We start from the raw sequence: 21,425 nt of genomic DNA, 5'->3' as shown, positions 1-21,425 counted from the left end.
TACATCTGCGAAAACGCCAATTTACAAGAGGGTGCCATGCGCATTGCACGAGACCTTGCTGACGCCGTAGGAAAAACTCCGTTGATCCGGCTGCGCCGTGTCAGCGAAGAAACCGGGTGCGAAATCCTTGGGAAGGCCGAGTTCATGAACCCCGGTCAGTCGGTCAAGGATCGCGCGGCGCTGTTCATCATTCGCGACGCCATTGCGCGCGGCGATCTCAAGCCCGGCGGGACGATTGTCGAGGGGACCGCGGGCAACACGGGTATTGGTCTGGCGCTGGTCGGCGCGTCGATGGGGTTCAAAACCGTGATCGTCATCCCGGAAACCCAATCGGAAGAGAAGAAGGACATGCTGCGCCTCGCCGGGGCTCAACTGGTTCAGGTTCCCGCCGCACCTTACCGGAATCCCAACAATTTTGTGCATTACTCGCGGCGGCTGGCCGAGCAGTTGGCCAAGACCGAACCCAATGGCGCGATTTGGGCAAACCAGTTCGACAACGTCGCGAACCGTCAGGCGCATGTCGAGACCACTGGGCCGGAAATCTGGGAGCAGACCGACGGCAAGGTCGACGGATTCATCTGCGCGGTCGGATCGGGCGGAACGCTGGCCGGAGTGGCCGAGGCTTTGCAGCCCAAGGGCGTCAAGATCGGTATCGCCGATCCGATGGGTGCCGGTCTCTATTCCTATTACACGACGGGTGAAATCGCGATGGAGGGTGGCTCAATCGCCGAGGGGATCGGCCAGGTCCGCATCACCAAAAACCTTGAAGGGTTCAAGCCCGACCACGCCTACCAGATTACGGACAACGAAGCGTTGCCCTATATCTTCGACCTTCTGCGCGAAGAGGGGTTGGTCATGGGTGGGTCCACCGCAATCAACATTGCCGGCGCTGTGAGACTGGCCAAGGAAATGGGTCCGGGTCACACCATCGTCACCGTGTTGTGCGACTATGGCACGCGCTACCAGTCGAAACTGTTCAACCCCGACTTCCTGCGTGAAAAGGAATTGCCGGTTCCAGAGTGGATGACCGAGGCCCCGCGCAGTATTCCGGGTGTTTTTGAGGACGTATGATGCTGCGGCAGTTTCTGGTTTTACTGGCATTTGCGTTTGTGGTCGCCATTGGGGTCGCAGGCGGAGCCTCGGCGCAGCTGACCGACCGTCAGAGCGAGTACTACCAGGGATGGCTCAGCACCGCCGAGCGTGCTGAGAAGGTGATCGAAGCCAATCGGGCATCCAATGCTTCGATGGAGAAATTGCGTTCTGAAATAAGTGGTTATCGGGACGACTTCAATCGCGCGCGAAGTGCGAATACAGACCGCATTCAAACGCTGGAAAGCCAGCTCAAGGCATTGGGGCCCAAACCCGATGACGGATCTTCGGAATCCGAAGATATCGCCAGCTTGCGAGAGAACCTCGAGCAGCAACTCAACAGCCTGAAGGTACCGCGGATCATCTCGGAAGAGGCCTACAGCCGCGCCAACGGCCTGATCAGCGAAATTGATAAGATCATCCGTGAACGGCAGCGGAAAGAGTTTCTTGAGCGCGGGCCATCGCCGCTCAACCCGGCGCATTGGGCACCTGCCTGGGTGGACGTGACCGAAGCGGGCCGTGCGTTGATCAACGAGACGAAGGCCAACATGCGTTCGGCCCTTGTCCGCGAAAAGCTGAAAGAGAGCGGACTTGCCATCGGTATTCTGCTCGCGGTGGCCGCGATCCTGCTGCTGTTCGGGCGATCATGGTCAGAGAAAGCTGGGGACTATCTGCGGCGGTTCGGAGGCTCCGGGCGTGGCGTATGGACATTCGTCGTGTCGCTGTTCCGGATCATCCTGCCATGGTTCGGGGTTGCCATCATCGTTCAGGCGGTGGTCATGACCGGAATTCCGGGGTTGCGCGGCACATTGCTGATCCAGGAAATTCCGTATTGGGCCGCGATCATCCTGTTTTACGACTGGATCGGCCGTCAGGTCTATTTGATGGGCGAAGAACGGGGTTTCAAAGTCCTGTCGGCAAATACGATCAAGGAACTGCGGGTTTATCTGGATCTGCTCGCGCTGATGCTGATTCTGCATGAACTTGGCCAATTGTTCGAACGGATCGAAAACACCTCTGAGGCTACTCGCGCCGTCGTCAGCTTCCCGGTGATACTCGTGACAGCCCTGTTGCTGCTGCGGATCCGCCAAATCCGCCGCCCCGAAGGATCTGAGGACGAGCCTGAGCAGGGCCAGTCAGCACGGGCTGCCGGGTTCAGTCAGCTGGTCGAACTGCTCCGCCGTGCGCTGTTTTTCCTGGGCATCGCAAGCGTTGTTCTGGCTGCCATCGGCTATACAAATGCCGCCGAGGCGATCGTGTTCCCATCGGTCAAAACGCTGGTCCTGATAACGGCCATCGTCATCTTCCAGCGGTTCATCAGCTCGATCTATGGCTGGCTGACGGGGCAGGGCGACGCGGCCAGCGACTCGTTGTTCTCGGTGCTCGTCGGGTTCGCTCTGGCCATTCTGTCGTTGCCGATTCTAGCGCTGTATTGGGGCGCGCGCGACTCGGATCTGCGCGAGGCGTGGTCCCGCCTTCTGATGGGTTTTGACATCGGCGGCGTGACGATCTCGCCCAGCAACTTCCTGACTTTCGTGGCCGTATTTGCGATCGGTTACATGCTGACCAGACTGCTGCAGAGCGGTTTGCGCAACTCGTTACTTCCCAAAACCAGCATCGATCCGGGTGGGCAGAACGCGATCGTCGCTGGCACGGGCTATGTGGGAATTTTCCTTGCAGCACTGGCCGCGATCATTGTCGCGGGCTTTGATCTGTCGTCACTTGCGATCGTCGCGGGTGCGTTGTCTGTGGGCATCGGTTTCGGATTGCAGACAATCGTGTCGAATTTTGTTTCGGGCATCATCCTGTTGGTCGAACGGCCGATTGCCAAAGGGGACTGGATCGATGTCAACGGGATGATGGGTTATGTGCGCGACATCTCGGTACGCTCGACGCGGGTGGAAACCTTTGACCGGACCGATGTGATCGTTCCGAACTCGGACCTGATCAGCGGTGTGGTGACCAACTATACCCGCGGCAATACCATCGGACGGGTCATCGTTCCGGTTGGCGTCGCCTATGGGACCGACACCCGAAAGGTCGAGAAGATCCTGGGCGAAATCGCGAATGCGCATCCGATGGTGTTGGCCAACCCGGCACCCAACGTCGTGTTCCAGGGGTTTGGCGCGGACTCGCTGGATTTCGAAATCAGAGCGATCCTGCGTGACGTGAATTGGGTCCTGTCCGTAAAGTCGGACATGAATCACGAAATCAACCGGCGCTTCACCGAAGAAGGGATCGAGATTCCATTCGCACAGCGCGATCTCTGGCTGCGGAACCCCGAGGTTTTGGTGCAACCGGCCAACAAGGCAGCGAAGCCCCAACAGCCGGATCAACAGGAACCTGTGAAGACCGACGACTCAAGCGCGGCGCCGATGGACCTGACCGAGGCCGACATGGACGGAGACAACGGCGAAGAGCTGTAGTCATAGGACTACAGCACCATCTCCCCGGCTGGCCGAGACCGAAGCGACCCCGCTCAATCGTTTGGGGTGGGGGCGCTTCAGGCAACTTGCGTATCCCTTGGATTTCCGCGCAATCGGCCCTTGCAAATCCCTGTTCGTTGGTCCAAATATCGCCGGCACGGAGAGGTGGCCGAGTGGTCGAAGGCGCACGCCTGGAAAGTGTGTAGGCGGGAAACCGTCTCCAGGGTTCGAATCCCTGTCTCTCCGCCATTCACCTTGAATACCCACAGTTTTTGCGCACCGCGCGGGATCGGCCTTGCTTTGACCCCGGCACGTTGGGCGAAGATGTGTTGTGTGCTGGGATCCGTACTGCCGAGCGGTGAGGGGTTGTACCGAGACTGTTACGTATCGGGGAACTGCACGGCCAGTTCTTTGCTTTTGGGGACGGCTTGGCAGGTCAGAACTTCACCCCGCGCGATGTCGTTCCGATCGAGGGCCATGTGCGCTCGCATTTGTACCTGACCCTCTGTCCGAATTGCGCGGCATGCGCCGCAGACGCCTGACTGGCAGCTGAAGGGCGGCGCCAGTCCCGCTGCAATGGCGGCCTCCAGGATCGTTTGCCCAGCCTCGATATGCACCTCGCGGGTTTCCCCATCCAGCGTCACCCTCGCTGTGGCCGCCATGCCAGATTGGTTCGTGTCCTGAGCTGGGTTGGCGCCGAAGCTTTCCATGTGGATGCGTGCATCGGGCACATCCAGCGCGTTCAGCGCTGCCCGGACGTCTGCGTTCATGCTGCCTGGGCCGCAGATCCAATACAGGACGTCCTGCGCGATGGGGGGCGTCTCGTCGATTGCCGCCTTGATCGCATCCGCGTCAACACGGCCGGTTCGCCACGGGCTGAACCAGCTCAACAGCGATCGGGCAGACAAGACATGGCGCAGGGTGAACCGGTATGGGTTGGCCTCGACGAGGGTATCCAGCGTTTCCCGAAACAGAATCTCATTCTCGGACCGGTTGCCGTAGATCAGATGGGCGACGGAATGTGGCTCGTGATCAAGCACGGCTCGGATCATCGCATAAAGCGGAGTCAATCCGCTGCCCGCGCCAAAAAAGTAGTGGGTACGTCGTGCAGTTGCGTTGGGTTCCAGCGTGAAGCGGCCAAAGGGTGGCATCGCCTCGACCGTATCTCCGGCGCGCAGGGCGTCGCCGATATGGTTCGACACCAATCCCCCGGAAACGCGTTTCACGGTGATCCGCAGCGCTTCGTTTGGCGGGTTGGAGATGGTGTAGCAGCGTCGCTGCTCTTTCCCGCTCAGGCCGAAGCGCAGTGTCAGATGTTGGCCGGGGGACCAGCGAAACAGCTCGGTCAGGGCTGGTGGTACGTCCAGCACGACGGTGGTTGCTTCGCCACCGATTTCAGGCCGGATTTCAGCCACGGACAAGGGAAAGAATTTACGGGTCACGAGTGGTCCTTTCCTGAGCAAAAGACGGCCATCTTCAGTCAGCGATAATCCTTGGTGGTGTCCAGCGCGCGGATCACCCATTTTCCGCCTTTTCGTTTCAGCGAAAAGCGGTCGGTTTGCCTCATCGCACCTGCGTGACCCTGCCAGTCGTAGTTGACTGTGGTGACCGCTGTTGCTGTGGCGCTGCCCGGCTCTTCTGTAGTCACGATCCGCGGGGGTGAGCGGTCTGTTTCCACATATCCCTGCAGCGCTAGGACAGTTTCAAAGCCGGTATCGCCGTTTCGCTGGGCCCAATCGGCCACCGAATAGCTAAAGTGATCATCCGGCTGGCCCTGACCATAGTTTACGGTGATTGTGTGGATCGCTTCGGGATCCCAGTCGCTCCACGCGATCTGAGAGTTGGGGACAGAGAGCTGACGTTCGGCGATGACCTTCGGGTCGCTGCCGCGCGCGGCGAGAGCCAGTCCGCCTGCCAGGGCGATCCCAGCCAAGGTGGCAAGAATGCGAAGTCTCACAGGATGACCTTTTGGTTCTGGGCATTTGGGCGCGGGATGATTGGTGCCGGCCCGGAGAGGGCATTTTGGGAGAGTGTTTTGGGCCTGGTCATGTCTCGGCCTCAGCTTTCGCCATGAAGTCCAGAACAACTTGCTGATGCTGCAGAACCGGGCCTTCTCCGACAGAGGCGGGGCCGACTTCAAACAACGGGCTTGCCAAGGATTTCTGTTGCTGTTCGCAGGCATAGACATCTTCGGCCGTGAAATCGCCCGATGCCATCGGGTCATCTTTGCCCAACGCATCGTCGCCTTTGTATTTGGGGCCACCGAAGTCACGCCAGAACGCGTAAGATGACCATTGCTGCCGCGAGTACTCCCACGCCGACGCGCTGGCCAATCTGGTGCGGTTCTCCACGCGTGTTCGGTCGGGCGCGAGGGGCGTGATGATGAAGATGTTCCAGCTGTCTTCACTGCCAGCCAAGCCAATGCCCGGAAACAGCATCGGCACCCAGGCGCCAATATGCGGTTTCGGGATTACCCGCGGGGTGGGCAGGTTTTTCTCGAGCGCGCGGGCATAGTCTGACGAGGGCGGCTCCCAAAAATGATAGTGTGGACCTTCCCAGCCGTATACTGCGCGGCCATGGTCATACATGTGAAGCGTGTTCGAATGCAGGTGGCTCAGGTGATAGACGTCGATGTAGTTCTCAACCACGATCTTCCAGTTGGCGCGGATCTCATAGCTTTGGCGGGCTTCGCCGTATTCGACCATTTCTTCGGGCTTGTGCGGGCCCAGCAACGGATCCACGGGCCCGAACCACTCCGCAAGGCTTGGCGCCTGCGGATCAGGGTGCACGAAGATCATCCCGCGCCAGAGATCGACGCTCGCGGGTTTCAGCCTGAGGCAAGACTTTTCGATGCCGTCAGGATACTCGCGGTTTTCATCTGGGACTGAGATCAGGTTGCCTCCCAGATCGTAGGTCCAATCGTGATATGGGCAGGTCAGTGCCTTCTGTGTTTTGCCCACTGCACGGATCAATTGGGTTCCGCGGTGACGGCAGATGTTGTGGAACGCCCGCAGCCGACGGTCGCGCCCCATTACAACGAAGATGTTGTTCAAACCCGCCTGGACCGAGATGTAATGTCCGGGCTCGGGTACATCCTCGGCAAACCCGGCATATCGCCAGGTGCGAGAGAAGATCAGTTCTTGCTCGCGGTCGTACCAGTCCTGCGCTGTATAGGCAGAGGCGGGAAGCCGGTGATACATTCGTGTCATGAAAACCTCTCAGACCAGCCAGGCCGGATAGATGGCCGGTGCGATGTCGGCGGTAACCATCAGGCCGCCTAAGACCATCCAAAGAACAGTAACGGTCCAGAACAGGAGTGGATCGGTGTCGCGGTTGACGGCATCGATCAGGAAAGCTTGGCCGCTGCGGATCGAAGGTATGGCCCACCAGAGGAATACCAGTCCCCAGGGCCACTGGAGCCCCAGCCATGTGGCCACCAAAAGAACGGGTAGGGCTGCGTAGTTGATCAGTCTGGGAAGATTGATCATGCGTCACCCTCCAAGCTTGCAAGCAACGCCAGCGCCGCCGCTCTTAGATCGTCGCGCCACTGAACTGGCGGTGAAATCGGGACAAGCGCGTCGATGTTTTGAGCGCAAGCGGTTACTCCATGGGCGACGGCCCGAATGCGTTCGGGAGGTGCCGATGGATATGCGCGTGCCAGAACACCTTCGATGACGGCCAGAAAGTCTGCGTAGCTTTGGGTCAGTTTGGGGCCCAGGTCAGGAATGCGTTCGGCGGCCGTTGCCAAAGCCTGCCAAGCCAGCATCAGCCGGGGATCATGGCCGTGCCCGTCGTCAAACAGGGCATCAATCAACTCAGATGGCTCACCCTGCGACCCGAATTGAACCGAGACCGCCTCTGTCACTTCGGCAAAAGCGTTGATCACGTGGTCTGCCAATGCCGCCGTCATGTCATCCCGGTTTCCCAAGTAGTGGCGCAACAAGGGCCGTTTGACACCAGCCTCTGCCGCGATGCGTTCTTGTGTTGCGCCTTCCAATCCGAAACGGGCCACACAGGTCAGATAGGCATCGAGTATTTCAGCGGATCGTTGGTCTTTGAGCGTGGGTCGGGGCATTGGGGCTCCTTTATTGTCAAATTTGACAAATAACTACAGCGTGAGAGTTGTCAATAATGAAAATTAACAAAGCAGGGTTGAAGACAGGCCAAAATTAGCCTGTCCCTGCTCAGGATTTGGCATGATGGGATGGTCGTCCGTGTCGGGTCTCGTCAGATCATACGACCGTTTCGCGCAACTGCGTCCGCGACGACGTTCTCCCACGCGGAGTAGACCCTCTCTGGAGAAAGAAGCGCCCTTAACTCATCGGATTCGTTTGCCATTCCCGCGCGGGCCGTCGGGTCATTGATCAGACGAATGGCGGCTTCTGCCAGTCCAGTTACGTCGCCGGTCGGTACCAGATAGCCATTTCGCCCGTGGCGGATGAATTCGGACGGACCATAGTCACAATCGAATGAGACGACCGGGATCCCGCTGACGACAGCTTCGGCGACAACATTGTGAAACCCTTCATACAGCGAAGACCCAACCACGATATCGGCGTCGTTTGCCCATTCTCCGACCCGGGCCGTATTGCCGGGCAAATGAACGCAACCCTCAAGACCGAGAGACTTGCGCAACCGCTCGAGTGGGGGACGCTCGGGGCCTTCACCATAGATCGTCAGGGTGGTCCATGGGCACTCGGCATGGATCTTGGCCATGGTCTCCAGAAGAAGGTGAAAACCTTTCTGCGGCACCAGGCGACCAACCGAGACCAGGTGACGCGCTTTTTCGGAGTTCGACACCTGCGCCCGTGTGAAGGGCTCGATCGGGTTCGGTATGACCCGACCGCGACGGCGGAGCGGGCCAGGCAGATCCTCCAGACCTTTTTGTGTCAATGCAACGACAGCCTTCGACCTTCGGCCCAGAACGGATTGCAATCGCGCCCATCCGGGGTGTGCGTCCTGTAGACGTGGGTTGTTCCGTTCCGAAATGATGACCGGCAGCTTGGAGTCCAATGTGGCGATCAGGGTAACTACATTCACTTTGGTCAGAAACGAAATCACGACATCGGGGCGTAGGTCGCGAATGACCGAACGTACGTGCGTGATCCTGTTCAACTGTCCGCGCCTGCCTGATAGCGCACTGGTCCGCACTTTTTCATTCATCGAGAAATAGGGACCGTTTTCCGGCATGCTGAACGCCGTTGCGTGAACCTCGCAACCGCGTTCCACGAAATGGTTCGACAACATGGCGATGACTTTTTCCGCACCACCCGGACCGAACCCTGCCTGCACAAAAAGCAGCTTTAAACCATTCAACGACACAGTCCCCCGCCGAAAAATGGTAATTTACGCAGGGTAATTGAGCAAGCTTGAGATGAACTTTGCCAGAAATGTGCGCAAACGCTGGCGGCAATAGCCGAACTCCGGCCGATTGGATCGCAAAGCGTGTTGTCAGAGCAGTAGGTGTTCGAACCGGTTACTTGCTGTGGCCTGTCATGTCGTACAGGGCTGAAATCTGTTCGGCGCTCAGCTGTCGAGGGGTCAGTCCTCGGGTCAACAGGGCGAGTTTTGCGGTTTCCTCCAGTTCTTCCATTGCGAAACTGGCCGCCCAGATGTCTTTGCCAGCAACCACAGGGCCATGATTGGCCAGCAGCACCGCGCTGCGCTGTCCAGCCAGTCCCCGGACCGCGTTGCCCATTTCAGGGTCGCCGGGCAGGAAGAATGGCAGCAATTTCACCCGACCGACCCGCATGATTGAATACGGGGTCAGCGGCGGCAGAACGTCCTCGGGGTCAACTTCGGGAAGCATGGACCAGGCCACCGAATGCGTCGAGTGGAGGTGGACCACAGCCCCGGTCTGCTGCCTTGTGTCGTAGAAGGCCGAGTGCAGCGGGACTTCCTTGGTCGGCAAGTCGCCATCAATGTGCTGAAACCGGGCATCCAGATGGCTGATCCGCGCCGGGTCGAGAAACCCCATCGAACTGCCGGTCGGCGTAACCAGGATCGTTCCGTCGGTCAGCCGGGCCGAGATGTTGCCCGACGCACCGCAGGTCAGTCCCCGGTCGAACATCGACTTTGCAAGCAGACAGATTTCTTCCCGCAGCTTCGCCGCCTCGCTCATTGTTGCCGCTCCATTCTGTTCAAGGCGTCCGCAAAGAAATCGGGGCCGCCGAAATTGCCCGATTTCAGAGCCAGTGCAATGGACGGGGTGCCGGGCAGGAGTACCATGGGAACGCCGGCGGCCAAGCGGCGGCCGATCTGCAACTGCTGCGCGCGCAGACCCTGGACAACCGCGCCCGAAGTCTCACCCCCAGCAATGACCATCCGTCGGAAGCCCGCGGCCCGCAGGCTGCGGGAGAGATCGGAGAACAGGTTTTCGATCGCTGCAGATGCCTTTTCCTTGCCGAAGGAGTCCTGTGCTTGCCTCACGACTTGTGGATCGGCCGAAGAATAGATCAGCGGCGGTTGTTTCTGCTCGAGCGCCCAGTTGACCAATTCTTCCACCGAGATCGAGCCGCTGACCGCGTCCCGCGCCGTGACCTCACGGTGTGGGGCGACGTCCCGGAAGCGCGCGACTTGCTCTCGGGTGGCGCGGCTGCAGGATCCTGACAGCACGATGCCGGGCCCGGACACTCCGTCCCACTGTGGGTGTCGCGGTTCGAACCCAAAATTTGCCGGCAACCCAAGCGCGATCCCGGACCCGCCGCAAAGGAGCAGGGTATCACGGGCAGCCTTGCCGATTTCCAGCAGGTCTGCGTCGCGGATTGCGTCGACGATCGTATGACCTTTGGCGGGCAGGGCAGACCGAATGGCCGCAGCCCCCTGCATGACCACCAAGGCGGCCACATGATGGATCGGACGGGCGGACTGAGCGGCCAGCAGACGCCGGAGATCAGGGTCGGTCATCGGTGTCAGTGGATGGTTCTGCATGCCGCTTTCACTCAGCAACTTGTCCTGCACGAACAGATGCCCTTGGTAAACGCTGCGCCCATTTTCGGGAAAAGCCGGACAGACGATCGTGGTCTGAGCGTTCAGCCTTTCCGCAAGCGCATCCAGAACCGGACCGATATTGCCATTTGCGGTGCTGTCGAAGGTCGAACAGACCTTGAAGACGATTTGCCGCGCACCCTGGGACAGCAGCCAGTCACAGGCTGCCAGACTGTCGCGCACCGCCTCGTCAACCGGGGCCGTGCGCGACTTTAGCGCAACCACGGCCGCATCCAGATCTTGGTCCGTGTGGGCCTTTGGGATGCCAACAAACTGGCTGACGCGCAAGCCGCCCTCGGCGAGGGTCAGGCCAATGTCGGATGCGCCGGTGAAATCATCGGCAATGACTCCGATCTTCATAGTTTGATCTCTCTGATTGGCCCCGTGTCCAGACGGTTGATGTGGTCGGCTGGTCCCGGGGGAAAAACGGACCGGACCAGTGGATCGTGGCCTGGGATGATCAGGCCAAGGGCGGACGCGAGGCTTTGCAGCTTGTCAAAGCCTTCCAGCATGTCCTGCAGGTCGACCACAATGGGAAATGGTTTTCGGGCCATGAAGTTCTCATAGTAATGCGATGCGTCCGAGGCCAAAACCATCCAGCCGCTGGCAGTCCGGACACGTACGCATTGCAGCCCGCGGGAGTGGCCGCCGATGCAATGGACCGTGACTCCGTCAGCCAACTCGGCATCGCCGTCATGGAAAACCACTTTGCCGGAATAAAGCCGCTTGATCGCCTCGCAGATATGACCGGCCGAAAATGGCGCGCGCAGAGTGTCGTGGCACATGCAGGGACCCGTGGCAAAGGCCATCTCGGCCGCCTGCATATGCAACGTGGCGTTTGGAAACAGGTGCAGACCCCCTGCGTGGTCATAGTGCAGGTGCGTGACGATCACTTGCTGAATGGCCTCTGGCGCGATCCCGAATGGCCGCAAGGCATCACGTGGATCCATGGCAATAGGCCGTCCGCGGCTCAGCCCTTCGTCGGTGTCATATCCGGTATCCACCAGAATGACCTGCGTGCCGCGCTTGAGCAGCCACAAGTAGTAGTCCATGGCATGAGGGGCAGCGTGATCGTCATCCAGTATGAAACTGTCGGCGCGGGTGCGGGCATTTCTGTCCGCATATTTGATGGCATAGACTTCCCAGTCGTTCATCGCATGACCTCGGAGAACGTGTTGACCTGCTTTCGGACCACCATATCCGAAACTGCCAGATCGAATGTCTTGAAATGCGGACTGTCCAAGTGGATCCTGAACGCTTCGGCGTTCGAGTAGATCTCATACAAAAAAACGATGGCCGGATCGTCCCCTGCGCAGACGTCGAATTGGAGGCACCCGGGCTCGTAGCTCAACGACATGCGCGCGTTGTCCAGCATCAGAGGCAGGAAACGATCGCGTGTCCCGGGCTTCAACTCGAAGGTTACGGTGACGGCATACATCAGGCGGGCGCTCCTTTCAGACGGGCGAACAGGCGTTTGACCGGAGGCAATTGGCTGAGGATCAGCGCCACGTTCAACACCAGCAGAATTGCTGCTCCGGGTCGAGAAACAAATACCGACAGATCGCCATCCGACAGGAACAGTGACCGGCGGAATGTCTCGTCGAACAACCCACCAAGGATGACGCCAATGACCAGCGGCGCAATCGGATACTTCATCAGGTTCATGAAATACGCCACGAAGCCGACCCCCAGCATCAGGTAAAGGTCATTGATGCCGCCACCCACACTGAATGAACCAATCGTGGTCAGAACCATCACGACGGGCAAGAAAACAGTTTGCGGGATTTTGAGAATCTTGATGAAGACCCGCGCGGTGAAAAGGCCCATCAGGAACATCGTCAACGATGCCAGCACCAGGATGGCCACGACCCGCAGGATGATTTCGGGGTCGATCGTTGGGCCGGGGATGACGTTGTTGATTTTGAACGCCCCCAGCAGCGCGGCCGCGGGTGGTGAGCCGGGGATGCCCAGCACCAACAGGGGGATCAGTGCGCCGCCGATACAGGCGTTGTTGGCTGTCTCTGAACACAAAAGCCCGTCCAGTGAACCTTTGCCGAAGTTCTTCCCATCCTTCGAAACGGTTTTGCCGACACCGTAGCTGACCCATCCGGCAACATCCTCGCCGACGCCCGGCAGGGCACCAACGCCGGTGCCGATCACGCCGGACCTGCCGATGGTGGGCAGGTGACGGCGGACCGTCGAGAGATTTGGCAGGATCGAGCCTTTCAGAGCCATGACCTTGCCGGCTTCGACATGGCGCAGGCCTTCGATGATCTGAGGGATCGCGAAGGCCCCCATGAGAACGGGCACCACCTGGAACCCGCTCAGCATGTAGGACCAGCCGAAAGTGTAGCGGGGTTCGGACAGCAAGGGGTCAAGTCCGACCATGGCCATGGCAAGCCCGATCAGACCGGATATCCACCCTTTGAGTACCAGGTCCTCGCTCATGAGCGTGCCAGACAGAAGGATACCGAACAGGGCCAGTAGCGCCTTTTCCGGGCTTGCGATATTCTTTGAAACAAGCAGCAGTGCCCAGACGAAGATCAGGAGCGTGAGTGTGCCGATAATGGTCCCGATGAAACTGGCCGTCGTCGTCAATCCAAGGGCCTCACCGCCGCGTCCGGCCTTGGCAAGCGGGTGACCGTCCATTGCGGTGGCAGCGCTGGCGGCGGTGCCTGGGATGTTCAGCAGGATCGAGGGATAGGACCCGCCGTAAATCGCCCCCACATATGCGCCCAGCAGTGCGATCAAAGAGTAATCCAGCGGGATCTTGTTGCCGAAGAATCCGGTCAGAATGGTCACGGCAAGGGTCGCGGTCAGGCCGGGCAGGGCACCGAATGTTATGCCCAGAAAGACCGAAAAAACCAGATAGAGATAGGTCAGCGGATCGGCGACCAGCGCAGCGAAGGCATGGCCGAAACCCGCCAGCTGAGACAAGACGAACTCCATGGTCTTAGCCTTTCCAGATCGGGCGGAGCGTCACGTAATAGTGGTACTCGATTTGTTGAAACAGCAGGCCACCGCGCGCCGGAACATTCTGGCGAAACCCGAAGGCCATGGCGCAAACAAGAATAAACGGGGCCAGGACGGCAATGTAGGGAACAACCCGCAAAAGCCGCTCGGACCGGGCTTTGATCAAAACCGGGATCGTCAGGGCAACCCAAATGCCCAACGTGATCCAGTCGTCCGCATGTGCGTTCCAGTCGGCTTGAGCAGGGTAGAGCAACCAGGACGTGAACCCAGCCAGGCAAACGGCGCCGCAAGCGATCATCGCGCGCCGCGGGTGCCCACCGTAGTACCCAAATATGAGAGTGGTAATCAGAAGGCCGGAACACAGGATGAAATCGACGCGCGGGACCAGCCCGCCCACATAAGCCAGAAGGATCAGGCCAATGGTGGAAAATCGAAATGCTTCGTCAGGGTTCCAACCGATGCCAGCCGCACCAAGGGCGTGCCGCGCCCCGCCGGACCGGACCGAGATCACGAACAGCGCGATCGAGAGGCACAAGAGGCCCACAAAGATGAACAACGGAACAATGGCTGCTGAGTCGTACCATTGGGTACCGCTGACCCCCGCTTTGTTTTCTCCCCACAGGGGGATGTCCATGGTCTTCCACAGGAAGAACACCGATGTTGCCCCCAAAACCAGCGACGCCCAGAAATCCCGTGCGCGCAGGACCAGAATGTCCTCAGCCTTTTCCAACTTTGCCCTCCCGTGCAAAAAAAAGGGGCGCGGAACCGCGCCCCCAAGATCGTTTGTCGCTCAGGGCTTCTCGATGCCCAGAGAGGCCGGATCGACGGTCGTCGCACCCAGATCCTGCAGGGTGTATGCGAAGGTGGATTCCAGCGTCGAGAACAGTTTCTGCGCCTCGGGTCCGTACTGTCCGCCGATGTCATAATTGTTTGCTGCGGCCCAATCGGCCACGGCTTGCGAGGCCATGGCTTTCTGGAATGCTTCGGCCAGTTTTGCCTTTACATCGTCGCTTGCCGAATTGTGGACCGCAAAGCCGATTGCCTGTTTCAGCGGCAAATATTGGTCGAGCCCGTCATAGATGCCAAAGGCCGAAGGAACGGTCATTCCCGCGATTTCCGCGTTTTCAGGTGTCAGCATCGCCAGAGGGCGCAACTGTCCGCCTTCGATCAGCGGGGCCTGTTCCGCCAGCGAGGTCACGACCAGCGCAACTTCACCGGCGATGGCGGCCTCTTGCCCCGGAGCTGAGCCTTTGTAGGGGACGAATTTGAACTCGGCGCCCGAGCCTTTTTCGATGGCCAGCAGGTTCAGGTGGTGGATGGATCCCGCACCCGAGGCTGCCGCGGGGATGGTTCCGGGCGCGGCCTTCGCCGCGTCCACCAACTCTTCAAGGCTGTTGTAGGGGCTGTCTGCGGGAACCGAGATCAAATCAGGCGAGCCGCCAACGATGAATGGAAACCAGTAGTCGAACTTTTTGTCCCAGCCGCCCTGGACGGCGGCGGTCACGTTTGATTCGGAAAGTCCGACCAACGTATAGCCGTCATCAGGCTGGTTCATGACGTAGACCATTCCGTTTGAACCCGCCACGCCTCCGGTCTGGTTGATCACGTTGATCGACACCGGCAGGTGTTTCTCCATCTCGGCCATGATCATCCGGTTGATGGTGTCGGTGCCGCCTCCGGCGCCCCAGACGACGGCGGTGGTAATGTCCCGGTAAGGATACTCCTGCGCGCTGGCGAGCCCTGCGGCACCTGCCGTCATTAGGGCGGCCGCGGCCAACCTTGCGATTTTCGACTTCATCTTTTCCTCCCAGATGCAGTGATGTGTTTGTTATTGCATTTATTTGCGTATACGTTACACAATGCGTTGTCAACGACCGGAATTGATTTAAGGTCGAACGCAAGAACACAGGAAAAGGACGCAGGGCGCATATGGCCGAGAAACTACAGATTGCAGTGTTCCACGGGGACGGGATCGGCCCGGAAATCATGGCTCCGACGCTAAGCATCCTTGCGCAGCTGTCTGAGCAGACCGAGGACTATACACTTGAGTTTCGGGAGGTTTCGGCCGGGGCAGCCCACTATGCGCAAACCGGAGAATCATTTCCGAAAACTTCAATGGATGCGGCGCGGCAGGCGGATGCCATTCTATTGTCCGCGATGGGTTTGCCGGACGTTCGGTACCCGGATGGGACTGAGATTTCCCCTCAGATCGACCTCCGCAAGGCGCTGGGGCTGTTTGCCGGTGTGCGCCCTGTGCGGGTGAGGGCCGGGCAGGCGACACCATTGGCCCTGCCACCGGGCAAGGAAATTGACTTCGTTCTGATCCGCGAAAGTACTGAGGGGTTGTTTCACACCCAGGGGTGCGGAGAAGTGACCGAGGATGAGGCGCGCGAGACGCTGCTGATCACCCGAGAGGTCTGCGAAAAGCTGTTTCGGTTTACCTTCCAGTTGGCGCATGACCGAAGGGCATCCGGGCAGGGTCGGGGTCGAGTCACCTGTGTGGACAAGGCCAACGTCTTCCGGGCCTTTGCATTCTTCCGAGATCTGTTCGATGCCGAGGCTGAGCGTCACCCGGACCTGGTTGCGGATCATGCCTATGTGGATGCAACGGCCTTGTGGATGGTTCAGAAGCCTTGGGAATTCGATGTTCTGGTCACGGAAAACATGTTTGGAGACATTTTGTCTGACCTTGGGGCCGGGCTGATGGGAGGGCTGGGTCTGGCACCCTCGGCTGACATTGGTCTGGATCATGCGGTGTTCCAGCCGTGTCACGGTTCCGCCCCCGACATTGCCGGGGAGGGCATCGCCAATCCGTTTGCCATGTTCCAGTCGGCGGCGATGATGCTGGAGTGGCTTGGGTTGCGGCATCAGATCCCGGCGTTGTCGCGCGATGGGCAACGGCTGCACGCCGCAGTCGACAGCGTCGTGTCCGAGGGCCGAGTTCTGACCCGTGATCTGGGCGGAGAAGCCGACACGCTGGCCTCAGCGCGGGCGGTAGCGGACAGGGTGTTCTCGGTGTGAGCAGCCAGCAGTTCATTCGTGTCGCCTGTGTCGGCGCCGGCTATTTCAGCCAGTTTCACTATGGCAGCTGGCGCCGCATACCGCAGGTTCAACTGGTGGCCGCATGTGATCGCGATCTCGAGAAGGCGGCCGCCACTGGGTTGCCTGCCTATGATGATCTGCCGTCGATGCTGACCCAGGAAACGCCCCAGCTGTTGGACATAATCCTGCCGCCTGACGGTCATGCCGACGCAATTCGCGTCGCGCTGGACGCGGGTGTGGGTTGGATCCTGTGCCAAAAACCGTTTTGTCGATCTCTGGCAGAAGCGGAGGATGTACTGAAGGACGCTCGGGATGCCGGAGCCACCGTCGTTGTCCACGAGAATTTTCGCTTTCAGCCGTGGTATCGGGTGATGAAGGACGCCCTGACACGCGGGGATATCGGGACACCGCTGCAGGCCACGTTCCGGCTGCGCCCGGGCGACGGGCAGGGGCCTCGCGCTTATCTTGATCGGCAACCCTATTTTCAGAAGATGCCGCGTTTTCTGATCCACGAAACGGCGGTGCATTGGGTCGATACGTTTCGGTTCTTGTTCGGCAATCCGGTCTCGGTTTACGCCGATCTGCGGCGGATCAACCCTGTCATTGCCGGAGAGGACGCAGGCTATGTCATCTTTGAGTTCGAAAACGGGTTGAGGGCCGTGTTCGATGGCAACCGGAACCTGGATCATGCCTCGGACAATCTGCGCCGCACCATGGGGGAGGCCCTGATCGAAGGCACCGGCGGAACACTGACGATGGATGGCTTTGGCGCCGTTGGGCTGCGGGAATTCGGCAGCCAGAGCAGCGTGCAGTTGCTTGCGCCCGATAAATGGGAGGGCTTTGGTGGCGATTGCGTGCACGCATTGCAGCAGCATGTCATATCCGGTCTTCTAAATGGAACGCATTTGGAAAATACTGGCCCGGACTATCTGGACGTTATCCGCATTGAGCAGGCGATCTACAGATCTGATGCGGAGGGCAGGAAAATCGTTTTGGAGGCCGAATGAAAAACGAGACCGGCAAGGCTCTCTCGAATACTCAGCGCGCGGTGCGGGACTTGCGGCGGATGATCCTGACCGGAGAGTTGGCCGCGGGCACCGACCATCTGGAAACTGAACTGGCCGAGCAGTTGGGGATGTCGCGCACGCCGGTTCGCGAAGCAGCGCTGATGCTGGAAAGCAAGGGCCTGTTGGAAATGCGGCCGCGCAAAGGGGTGCGGATCCTGCCGGTATCTCCGGATGATATGCGCGAGATCTATGACATTTTGACCGAGTTGGAGAGCCTTGCAGCCGAACGCGCGGCCGAGGCCGGATTTTCTGAACAGGACCTTCAGCCGTTGGCGGACTCGATCGCCCAAATGGATCGCGCCATCGGTGAGGAAGACCTGGAGGCGTGGGCCAAGGCCGATGACCTGTTCCACCGCGAGCTTGTCCGGTTGGGTGGCAACCGACGGGTGGAAAGCATCGTTTCCATGATGAGCGACCAGGTCCGCAGAGCGCGGGCCTCGACCCTGTTCATTCGCCCGTTACCGGTCAAATCGAATGAAGATCACCGTGCGGTCTACACCGCAATCCGTGACGGCAAACCTGATGTGGCGCGCGACCGGCATCGCCAGCACCGGCTGCATGCCAAATCCGTCATCATCGACATCTTGGAAAAGCATCGGCTGAACAAGCTGTAGCCAGTCAGTTCGGTCACCCCGCTGGCCGTACTTCTGCCAGTGGTGCAATCTGGACTTCCAGTCCCAACAGGGGATATGGCCAATAAAGCGGCGCGATGCGAAAGGACTTCCGGTGCAGATAACCCAGCAGATGGCAGGCGACAGCGTCTATTACATCAATCTGGACCGTGTGCCCGAGCGCCGGGCGTTCATGGAGGCGCAGTTTCTGAAGGCGGGCCTTGTGGGGGCACATAGGATCAGTGCGACGGATGCCAGTCAGCCGGGTGCGTTGGAGCAAAACGGATATGTTGCGGGAACGGGAACGCGCTGGGGTCTGACGACCAGCGAAATCGCCTGTTTCGAAAGCCATAGATCGGTTTGGCAGCGGATCGTCGATCGGAACCTTCCGGCCGCTGTCGTCTTTGAGGATGATGTGGAAATGTCCTCTGACGCTGGCCGGGTGATCACCGAAGTGCTGAACCACCCGGAAGCCTATGATTGCGTCAAATTGGATTACTCGCCCCGGTCACTGCGCTTTGGGCCGGAAACCGGGATCGGAAATGTCCGCGTGCGCCCAATGTTGGAAATGGCGCCAAGTGCGGCGGCCTATGTTCTGTCACAGGCTGGCTGCCGCAAACTGTTGGCCTGGTCGCAGAGATATTCTGACCATCTCGATGACTTTCTGTCGTTGCCGCGCAGGGATTGGAACATGTTTCAATGCTTTCCGGCCGTTGGTGTTCAAATGATCTGGTCGGGACGGCAGGAGCAGATCGACGAACCGGTCAAAAGCAGTGAGCGAACCCAAAACGCAGCCACGAACAGCGGATTGGACAAGGGCCCCACATGGTTTCGGCTGCGGCGCGAGCTTCAGTCGGCCGGCTGCAAACTGAAATGGAAGCTGGGCGGTCAGGCGCGGCTTGTCCAGCGCGGCGGCATGGTGGACTTCATTCCCTGTGCCGACGATCTGATCGTGCGCCCTTGGTCCTGAAGTCTTTGAGCCGATGGTGAAAAACCGAGCGGTTCCAACCATCCGCGCCGGTCGCAAAGCGCATAAACGTTAACAAAACTCTCGATTTGATATAACCTCACAGTGTTATTGCGCGATTTTTTGGGGTTTTGGTGTGGGTCAAACGATTTACGAGAAATACGGCGGGTTCAAAACCATCAGCCGGATCGTGATGACATTTTACGAAATGGCATTGGAATCGGATGAGATCGGAGGCTACTTCGAAGACATCGACATGCCTCGGTTGATCGATCATCAAACCAAGTTCGTTTCGTCTCTGGTGGGTGGACCAGCGTCTTTCAGTGATGATCGGATCGAGGCCGTGCATCGGCACCTCAACATCAGCCATGATGATTTCGACGAGATGGCTACGCTGTTCGGTGAAGCACTTTCAATTCATGGAATGACCGAAGATGACGTGCAGGTCGCGCTGGCTGCGATCGAGGGCAAGAGGGCGATCATCGTTGCCCGGGATGCGGCATGAGCATTCTGGCCATCAACGAGCATCTGCTGCGTGCCATCGGGGTCGGTGTTGCAGTATTGCGGGCCTCGGACCTGACCTTCGTGTTCCACAATGGCCCATTCGCCGAATGGTTCGGCAAGCCCGAGCCCGGTCAGACACTTTTGGATATTTTGCCGGATCTGGACCAGCGCGAGCTGGATGACGTCAAGCAATCGGGCCTGCGGTATTCGGCAGAGCTGCAGATGAAACCGAAACGCCGCACGCTGATCTTTGCTGTAACGATTTCCTTGGCCAATGGGATGGATGAGCAGGTTCTGGTTGTCGAATGTCAGAACATCACGAAAATTCGTGAACTGGAGAGCATGATCGACAGCTATTCGACCATGGTCGAGCGCAACACCCGCGAGTTGGAAAGAGAAAAGGAACGGGTCGAACGGCTTTTGCTGAATCTGATGCCGCGCGCGGTTTATGAAGAGTTCAAAACCTTCGGCGTAGTAACGCCTCAGCTGTATGATCAGGTTTCCGTGGTCATGCTGGATTTCGTCGGTTTTACGGATTTTGCGGCAAAAACCGACCCTACGGTCACTCTCAGTGAGTTGAATGACATCTTCACCGCCTTCGACCGGATCGTCGAACAGTTCGGCTGTGAACGGATCAAGACGATCGGCGACGCATATCTTGCGGTGTCAGGCATGCCCGACGCCACGCCCGACCATGCCACGGCGGTTGCGCATTGTGCGGTCCGATTTCTGCGGTATCTGGAACGGCGCAACGAAAGTCATCCGCACAAATGGCAGGCCCGGATCGGGCTTGGCATGGGGCCGGCCGTTGGGTCCGTGGTAGGGATCCAGAAATACGTCTATGACGTTTTTGGACCGGCCGTGAATATCGCATCGCGGTTGCAGGTCTTTGCGAACCCCATGAACATCGTTGCCCCGGAAGAGATGAAATACGCCCTGATCGATGAATTTCAGGTCTCGGACCTGGGTCCGGTCGACATCAAGGGGATGGGCATGATGGATCTGATCAATGTCACCTCACGGCTGAACGCACCACATGCCAGCAGGATGTTCTGACGATCATTCGTCGGGCGGCACCAGCCCCAACCCTCTGAGGTATATGCCGATCCCGGATTCCAAAAGGTCTTCGGGTGGGAAAGGCGAGCTGGCACCTGCATTGCGGGCATAAAGCTCTACGACACCATGGCTCATCGCCCAGATATGCGCGCTGAACATAGACGCCGGTGGGCGCTTTTCCGGCGGGATGTGTTCTGAAAGATCGGCCGCAGCCATTTCCAGAACCTCTTTTGCCCGGTTGGCGGCCAACGCCAGCTCGGGCGTCCGGTTGACCGAGATTCCGCTTTCGAACATCGAGATGTAATGGCCGGGATGCTTGCGCGCAAACGCCAGATATGCACGCCCGGTCGCTTCGAAAGCGGCCAGCGCCGAGGGCTGCCCCTTGTCATAGGCATACTGCATGAGGTCCGCGAACATCTCGAACCCCTGACGGGCCGCCTCGGCGATCAGATCCTCGCGACCCTGATAGTGTCGGTAAACCGCGGCTGGGGTGACACCGGCCCGTTTTGCGGCTTCAGACAGGGTGAAGCCGGTCGGACCTTTTTCCTCGATCAGCGAGAGGGCGGCGTCGATCAGCGCCTGTTTAAGATTCCCATGGTGATAGCCGCGTTTGGTCATTCCGACGGCACCTGCCTGTGTTTGCGTGCTCTTTTACCAACCAGACATAATGCACGCGGGGCAGCAGGTCCAATCCTTGAGACAT

Annotated in this window: 22 protein-coding genes and 1 tRNA gene; 9 read left to right on the top strand and 14 right to left on the bottom strand. The window is 59.1% G+C overall.

The features are described 5' to 3' along the window. Window positions 1-36 precede the first annotated feature (36 nt). The 3 genes from ACR0FC_RS05960 (at window position 37) to ACR0FC_RS05950 (ending at window position 3,764) form a co-directional block, all read left to right on the top strand. Entirely contained in the window at window positions 37-1,071 is a 1,035-nt protein-coding gene (locus tag ACR0FC_RS05960; RefSeq protein WP_170338935.1) for a cysteine synthase A, read from the top strand. Further along, a complete protein-coding gene (locus ACR0FC_RS05955; protein WP_170338933.1) occupies window positions 1,071-3,515 on the top strand; it encodes a DUF3772 domain-containing protein in 2,445 nt (814 codons plus the stop codon). Before ACR0FC_RS05960 ends, ACR0FC_RS05955 begins: the two co-directional genes overlap by 1 nt. Window positions 3,516-3,674: 159 nt before the next feature. Then, a tRNA-Ser gene (locus tag ACR0FC_RS05950) sits at window positions 3,675-3,764 on the top strand. A 131-nt stretch (window positions 3,765-3,895) separates the two neighbouring features. Here ACR0FC_RS05950 and ACR0FC_RS05945 read toward each other — a convergent pair. The 13 genes from ACR0FC_RS05945 to ACR0FC_RS05885 form a co-directional block, all read right to left on the bottom strand. After that, the gene (locus tag ACR0FC_RS05945; protein WP_170338931.1) at window positions 3,896-4,957 is read right to left on the bottom strand and encodes a 2Fe-2S iron-sulfur cluster-binding protein; all 1,062 of its coding nucleotides are present in this window, start codon (window positions 4,955-4,957) and stop codon (window positions 3,896-3,898) included. Window positions 4,958-4,995: 38 nt separating this feature from the next. Next, complete coding sequence (locus tag ACR0FC_RS05940) at window positions 4,996-5,472, bottom strand: hypothetical protein (protein WP_170338930.1); 477 nt, start codon at window positions 5,470-5,472, stop codon at window positions 4,996-4,998. Between the two features lie 88 nt (window positions 5,473-5,560). Next, window positions 5,561-6,724 (bottom strand): aromatic ring-hydroxylating oxygenase subunit alpha, encoded by a 1,164-nt coding sequence (locus ACR0FC_RS05935; RefSeq protein WP_170338928.1) that lies wholly within the window; start codon window positions 6,722-6,724, stop codon window positions 5,561-5,563. 9 nt (window positions 6,725-6,733) lie between these two features. Beyond that, window positions 6,734-7,003: a hypothetical protein gene (locus tag ACR0FC_RS05930; protein WP_093961882.1), complete on the bottom strand. Its 270-nt coding sequence runs from the start codon at window positions 7,001-7,003 to the stop codon at window positions 6,734-6,736. Continuing rightward, the gene (locus ACR0FC_RS05925) at window positions 7,000-7,590 is read right to left on the bottom strand and encodes a TetR/AcrR family transcriptional regulator (RefSeq protein WP_170338926.1); all 591 of its coding nucleotides are present in this window, start codon (window positions 7,588-7,590) and stop codon (window positions 7,000-7,002) included. Before ACR0FC_RS05925 ends, ACR0FC_RS05930 begins: the two co-directional genes overlap by 4 nt. Window positions 7,591-7,742: 152 nt before the next feature. Further along, a complete protein-coding gene (locus ACR0FC_RS05920; protein ID WP_170338924.1) occupies window positions 7,743-8,831 on the bottom strand; it encodes a glycosyltransferase family 4 protein in 1,089 nt (362 codons plus the stop codon). Window positions 8,832-8,991: 160 nt separating this feature from the next. Continuing rightward, the gene (otnC, locus tag ACR0FC_RS05915; protein ID WP_170338922.1) at window positions 8,992-9,636 is read right to left on the bottom strand and encodes a 3-oxo-tetronate 4-phosphate decarboxylase; all 645 of its coding nucleotides are present in this window, start codon (window positions 9,634-9,636) and stop codon (window positions 8,992-8,994) included. Further along, window positions 9,633-10,862 carry a 3-oxo-tetronate kinase gene (otnK, locus tag ACR0FC_RS05910; protein ID WP_170338920.1) on the bottom strand — a complete coding sequence of 410 codons (1,230 nt, stop codon included), beginning with the start codon at window positions 10,860-10,862 and terminating at the stop codon, window positions 9,633-9,635. Before otnK ends, otnC begins: the two co-directional genes overlap by 4 nt. Further along, window positions 10,859-11,656 carry an N-acyl homoserine lactonase family protein gene (locus ACR0FC_RS05905; RefSeq protein ID WP_170338918.1) on the bottom strand — a complete coding sequence of 266 codons (798 nt, stop codon included), beginning with the start codon at window positions 11,654-11,656 and terminating at the stop codon, window positions 10,859-10,861. The genes otnK and ACR0FC_RS05905 overlap by 4 nt, the downstream gene beginning before the upstream one ends. After that, window positions 11,653-11,940, bottom strand: a complete 288-nt coding sequence (locus tag ACR0FC_RS05900; protein WP_170338916.1) for a putative quinol monooxygenase — start codon at window positions 11,938-11,940, stop codon at window positions 11,653-11,655. The genes ACR0FC_RS05905 and ACR0FC_RS05900 overlap by 4 nt, the downstream gene beginning before the upstream one ends. Then, window positions 11,940-13,451, bottom strand: a complete 1,512-nt coding sequence (locus tag ACR0FC_RS05895; RefSeq protein ID WP_170338914.1) for a tripartite tricarboxylate transporter permease — start codon at window positions 13,449-13,451, stop codon at window positions 11,940-11,942. Before ACR0FC_RS05895 ends, ACR0FC_RS05900 begins: the two co-directional genes overlap by 1 nt. Window positions 13,452-13,455: 4 nt before the next feature. Next, window positions 13,456-14,205, bottom strand: a complete 750-nt coding sequence (locus ACR0FC_RS05890; RefSeq protein WP_170338913.1) for a hypothetical protein — start codon at window positions 14,203-14,205, stop codon at window positions 13,456-13,458. Between the two features lie 60 nt (window positions 14,206-14,265). Continuing rightward, entirely contained in the window at window positions 14,266-15,273 is a 1,008-nt protein-coding gene (locus tag ACR0FC_RS05885; protein ID WP_170338910.1) for a Bug family tripartite tricarboxylate transporter substrate binding protein, read from the bottom strand. Between the two features lie 131 nt (window positions 15,274-15,404). On the opposite strand from ACR0FC_RS05885, the gene ACR0FC_RS05880 reads away from it, so the two are divergent. From ACR0FC_RS05880 to ACR0FC_RS05855, 6 genes are all read left to right on the top strand, one after another. Beyond that, window positions 15,405-16,496 carry an isocitrate/isopropylmalate dehydrogenase family protein gene (locus ACR0FC_RS05880; protein WP_170338908.1) on the top strand — a complete coding sequence of 364 codons (1,092 nt, stop codon included), beginning with the start codon at window positions 15,405-15,407 and terminating at the stop codon, window positions 16,494-16,496. Next, window positions 16,493-17,524, top strand: a complete 1,032-nt coding sequence (locus ACR0FC_RS05875) for a Gfo/Idh/MocA family protein (protein WP_170338906.1) — start codon at window positions 16,493-16,495, stop codon at window positions 17,522-17,524. The genes ACR0FC_RS05880 and ACR0FC_RS05875 overlap by 4 nt, the downstream gene beginning before the upstream one ends. Next, the gene (locus ACR0FC_RS05870; protein ID WP_170338904.1) at window positions 17,521-18,198 is read left to right on the top strand and encodes a GntR family transcriptional regulator; all 678 of its coding nucleotides are present in this window, start codon (window positions 17,521-17,523) and stop codon (window positions 18,196-18,198) included. Before ACR0FC_RS05875 ends, ACR0FC_RS05870 begins: the two co-directional genes overlap by 4 nt. Window positions 18,199-18,310: 112 nt before the next feature. After that, window positions 18,311-19,165, top strand: a complete 855-nt coding sequence (locus ACR0FC_RS05865; protein ID WP_170338902.1) for a glycosyltransferase family 25 protein — start codon at window positions 18,311-18,313, stop codon at window positions 19,163-19,165. Between the two features lie 133 nt (window positions 19,166-19,298). Further along, the gene (locus ACR0FC_RS05860) at window positions 19,299-19,667 is read left to right on the top strand and encodes a group I truncated hemoglobin (protein WP_170338900.1); all 369 of its coding nucleotides are present in this window, start codon (window positions 19,299-19,301) and stop codon (window positions 19,665-19,667) included. Then, the gene (locus tag ACR0FC_RS05855) at window positions 19,664-20,722 is read left to right on the top strand and encodes an adenylate/guanylate cyclase domain-containing protein (RefSeq protein WP_093961896.1); all 1,059 of its coding nucleotides are present in this window, start codon (window positions 19,664-19,666) and stop codon (window positions 20,720-20,722) included. Before ACR0FC_RS05860 ends, ACR0FC_RS05855 begins: the two co-directional genes overlap by 4 nt. A 3-nt stretch (window positions 20,723-20,725) precedes the next feature. Here the strand turns inward: ACR0FC_RS05855 and ACR0FC_RS05850 are convergent, their stop codons facing one another. Further along, window positions 20,726-21,340 (bottom strand): TetR/AcrR family transcriptional regulator, encoded by a 615-nt coding sequence (locus ACR0FC_RS05850; RefSeq protein ID WP_093961897.1) that lies wholly within the window; start codon window positions 21,338-21,340, stop codon window positions 20,726-20,728. Window positions 21,341-21,425: the final 85 nt, after the last annotated feature.

This window comes from Ruegeria sp. BB9 (assembly GCF_056539345.1).
Note: the sequence above shows the minus strand (reverse complement) of the source record. Positions and strands in the feature narration are given on the sequence as shown.

Coding starts and splice junctions, on each gene's coding strand:
- ACR0FC_RS05960 (WP_170338935.1), top strand. CDS start 37: ATGCGCATTGCACGAGACCTTGCTGACGCCGTAGGAAAAACTCCGTTG.
- ACR0FC_RS05955 (WP_170338933.1), top strand. CDS start 1,071: ATGCTGCGGCAGTTTCTGGTTTTACTGGCATTTGCGTTTGTGGTCGCC.
- ACR0FC_RS05935 (WP_170338928.1), bottom strand. CDS start 6,724: ATGACACGAATGTATCACCGGCTTCCCGCCTCTGCCTATACAGCGCAG.
- ACR0FC_RS05930 (WP_093961882.1), bottom strand. CDS start 7,003: ATGATCAATCTTCCCAGACTGATCAACTACGCAGCCCTACCCGTTCTT.
- ACR0FC_RS05925 (WP_170338926.1), bottom strand. CDS start 7,590: ATGCCCCGACCCACGCTCAAAGACCAACGATCCGCTGAAATACTCGAT.
- otnC (WP_170338922.1), bottom strand. CDS start 9,636: ATGAGCGAGGCGGCGAAGCTGCGGGAAGAAATCTGTCTGCTTGCAAAG.
- otnK (WP_170338920.1), bottom strand. CDS start 10,862: ATGAAGATCGGAGTCATTGCCGATGATTTCACCGGCGCATCCGACATT.
- ACR0FC_RS05905 (WP_170338918.1), bottom strand. CDS start 11,656: ATGAACGACTGGGAAGTCTATGCCATCAAATATGCGGACAGAAATGCC.
- ACR0FC_RS05900 (WP_170338916.1), bottom strand. CDS start 11,940: ATGTATGCCGTCACCGTAACCTTCGAGTTGAAGCCCGGGACACGCGAT.
- ACR0FC_RS05895 (WP_170338914.1), bottom strand. CDS start 13,451: ATGGAGTTCGTCTTGTCTCAGCTGGCGGGTTTCGGCCATGCCTTCGCT.
- ACR0FC_RS05885 (WP_170338910.1), bottom strand. CDS start 15,273: ATGAAGTCGAAAATCGCAAGGTTGGCCGCGGCCGCCCTAATGACGGCA.
- ACR0FC_RS05880 (WP_170338908.1), top strand. CDS start 15,405: ATGGCCGAGAAACTACAGATTGCAGTGTTCCACGGGGACGGGATCGGC.
- ACR0FC_RS05870 (WP_170338904.1), top strand. CDS start 17,521: ATGAAAAACGAGACCGGCAAGGCTCTCTCGAATACTCAGCGCGCGGTG.
- ACR0FC_RS05855 (WP_093961896.1), top strand. CDS start 19,664: ATGAGCATTCTGGCCATCAACGAGCATCTGCTGCGTGCCATCGGGGTC.
- ACR0FC_RS05850 (WP_093961897.1), bottom strand. CDS start 21,340: ATGACCAAACGCGGCTATCACCATGGGAATCTTAAACAGGCGCTGATC.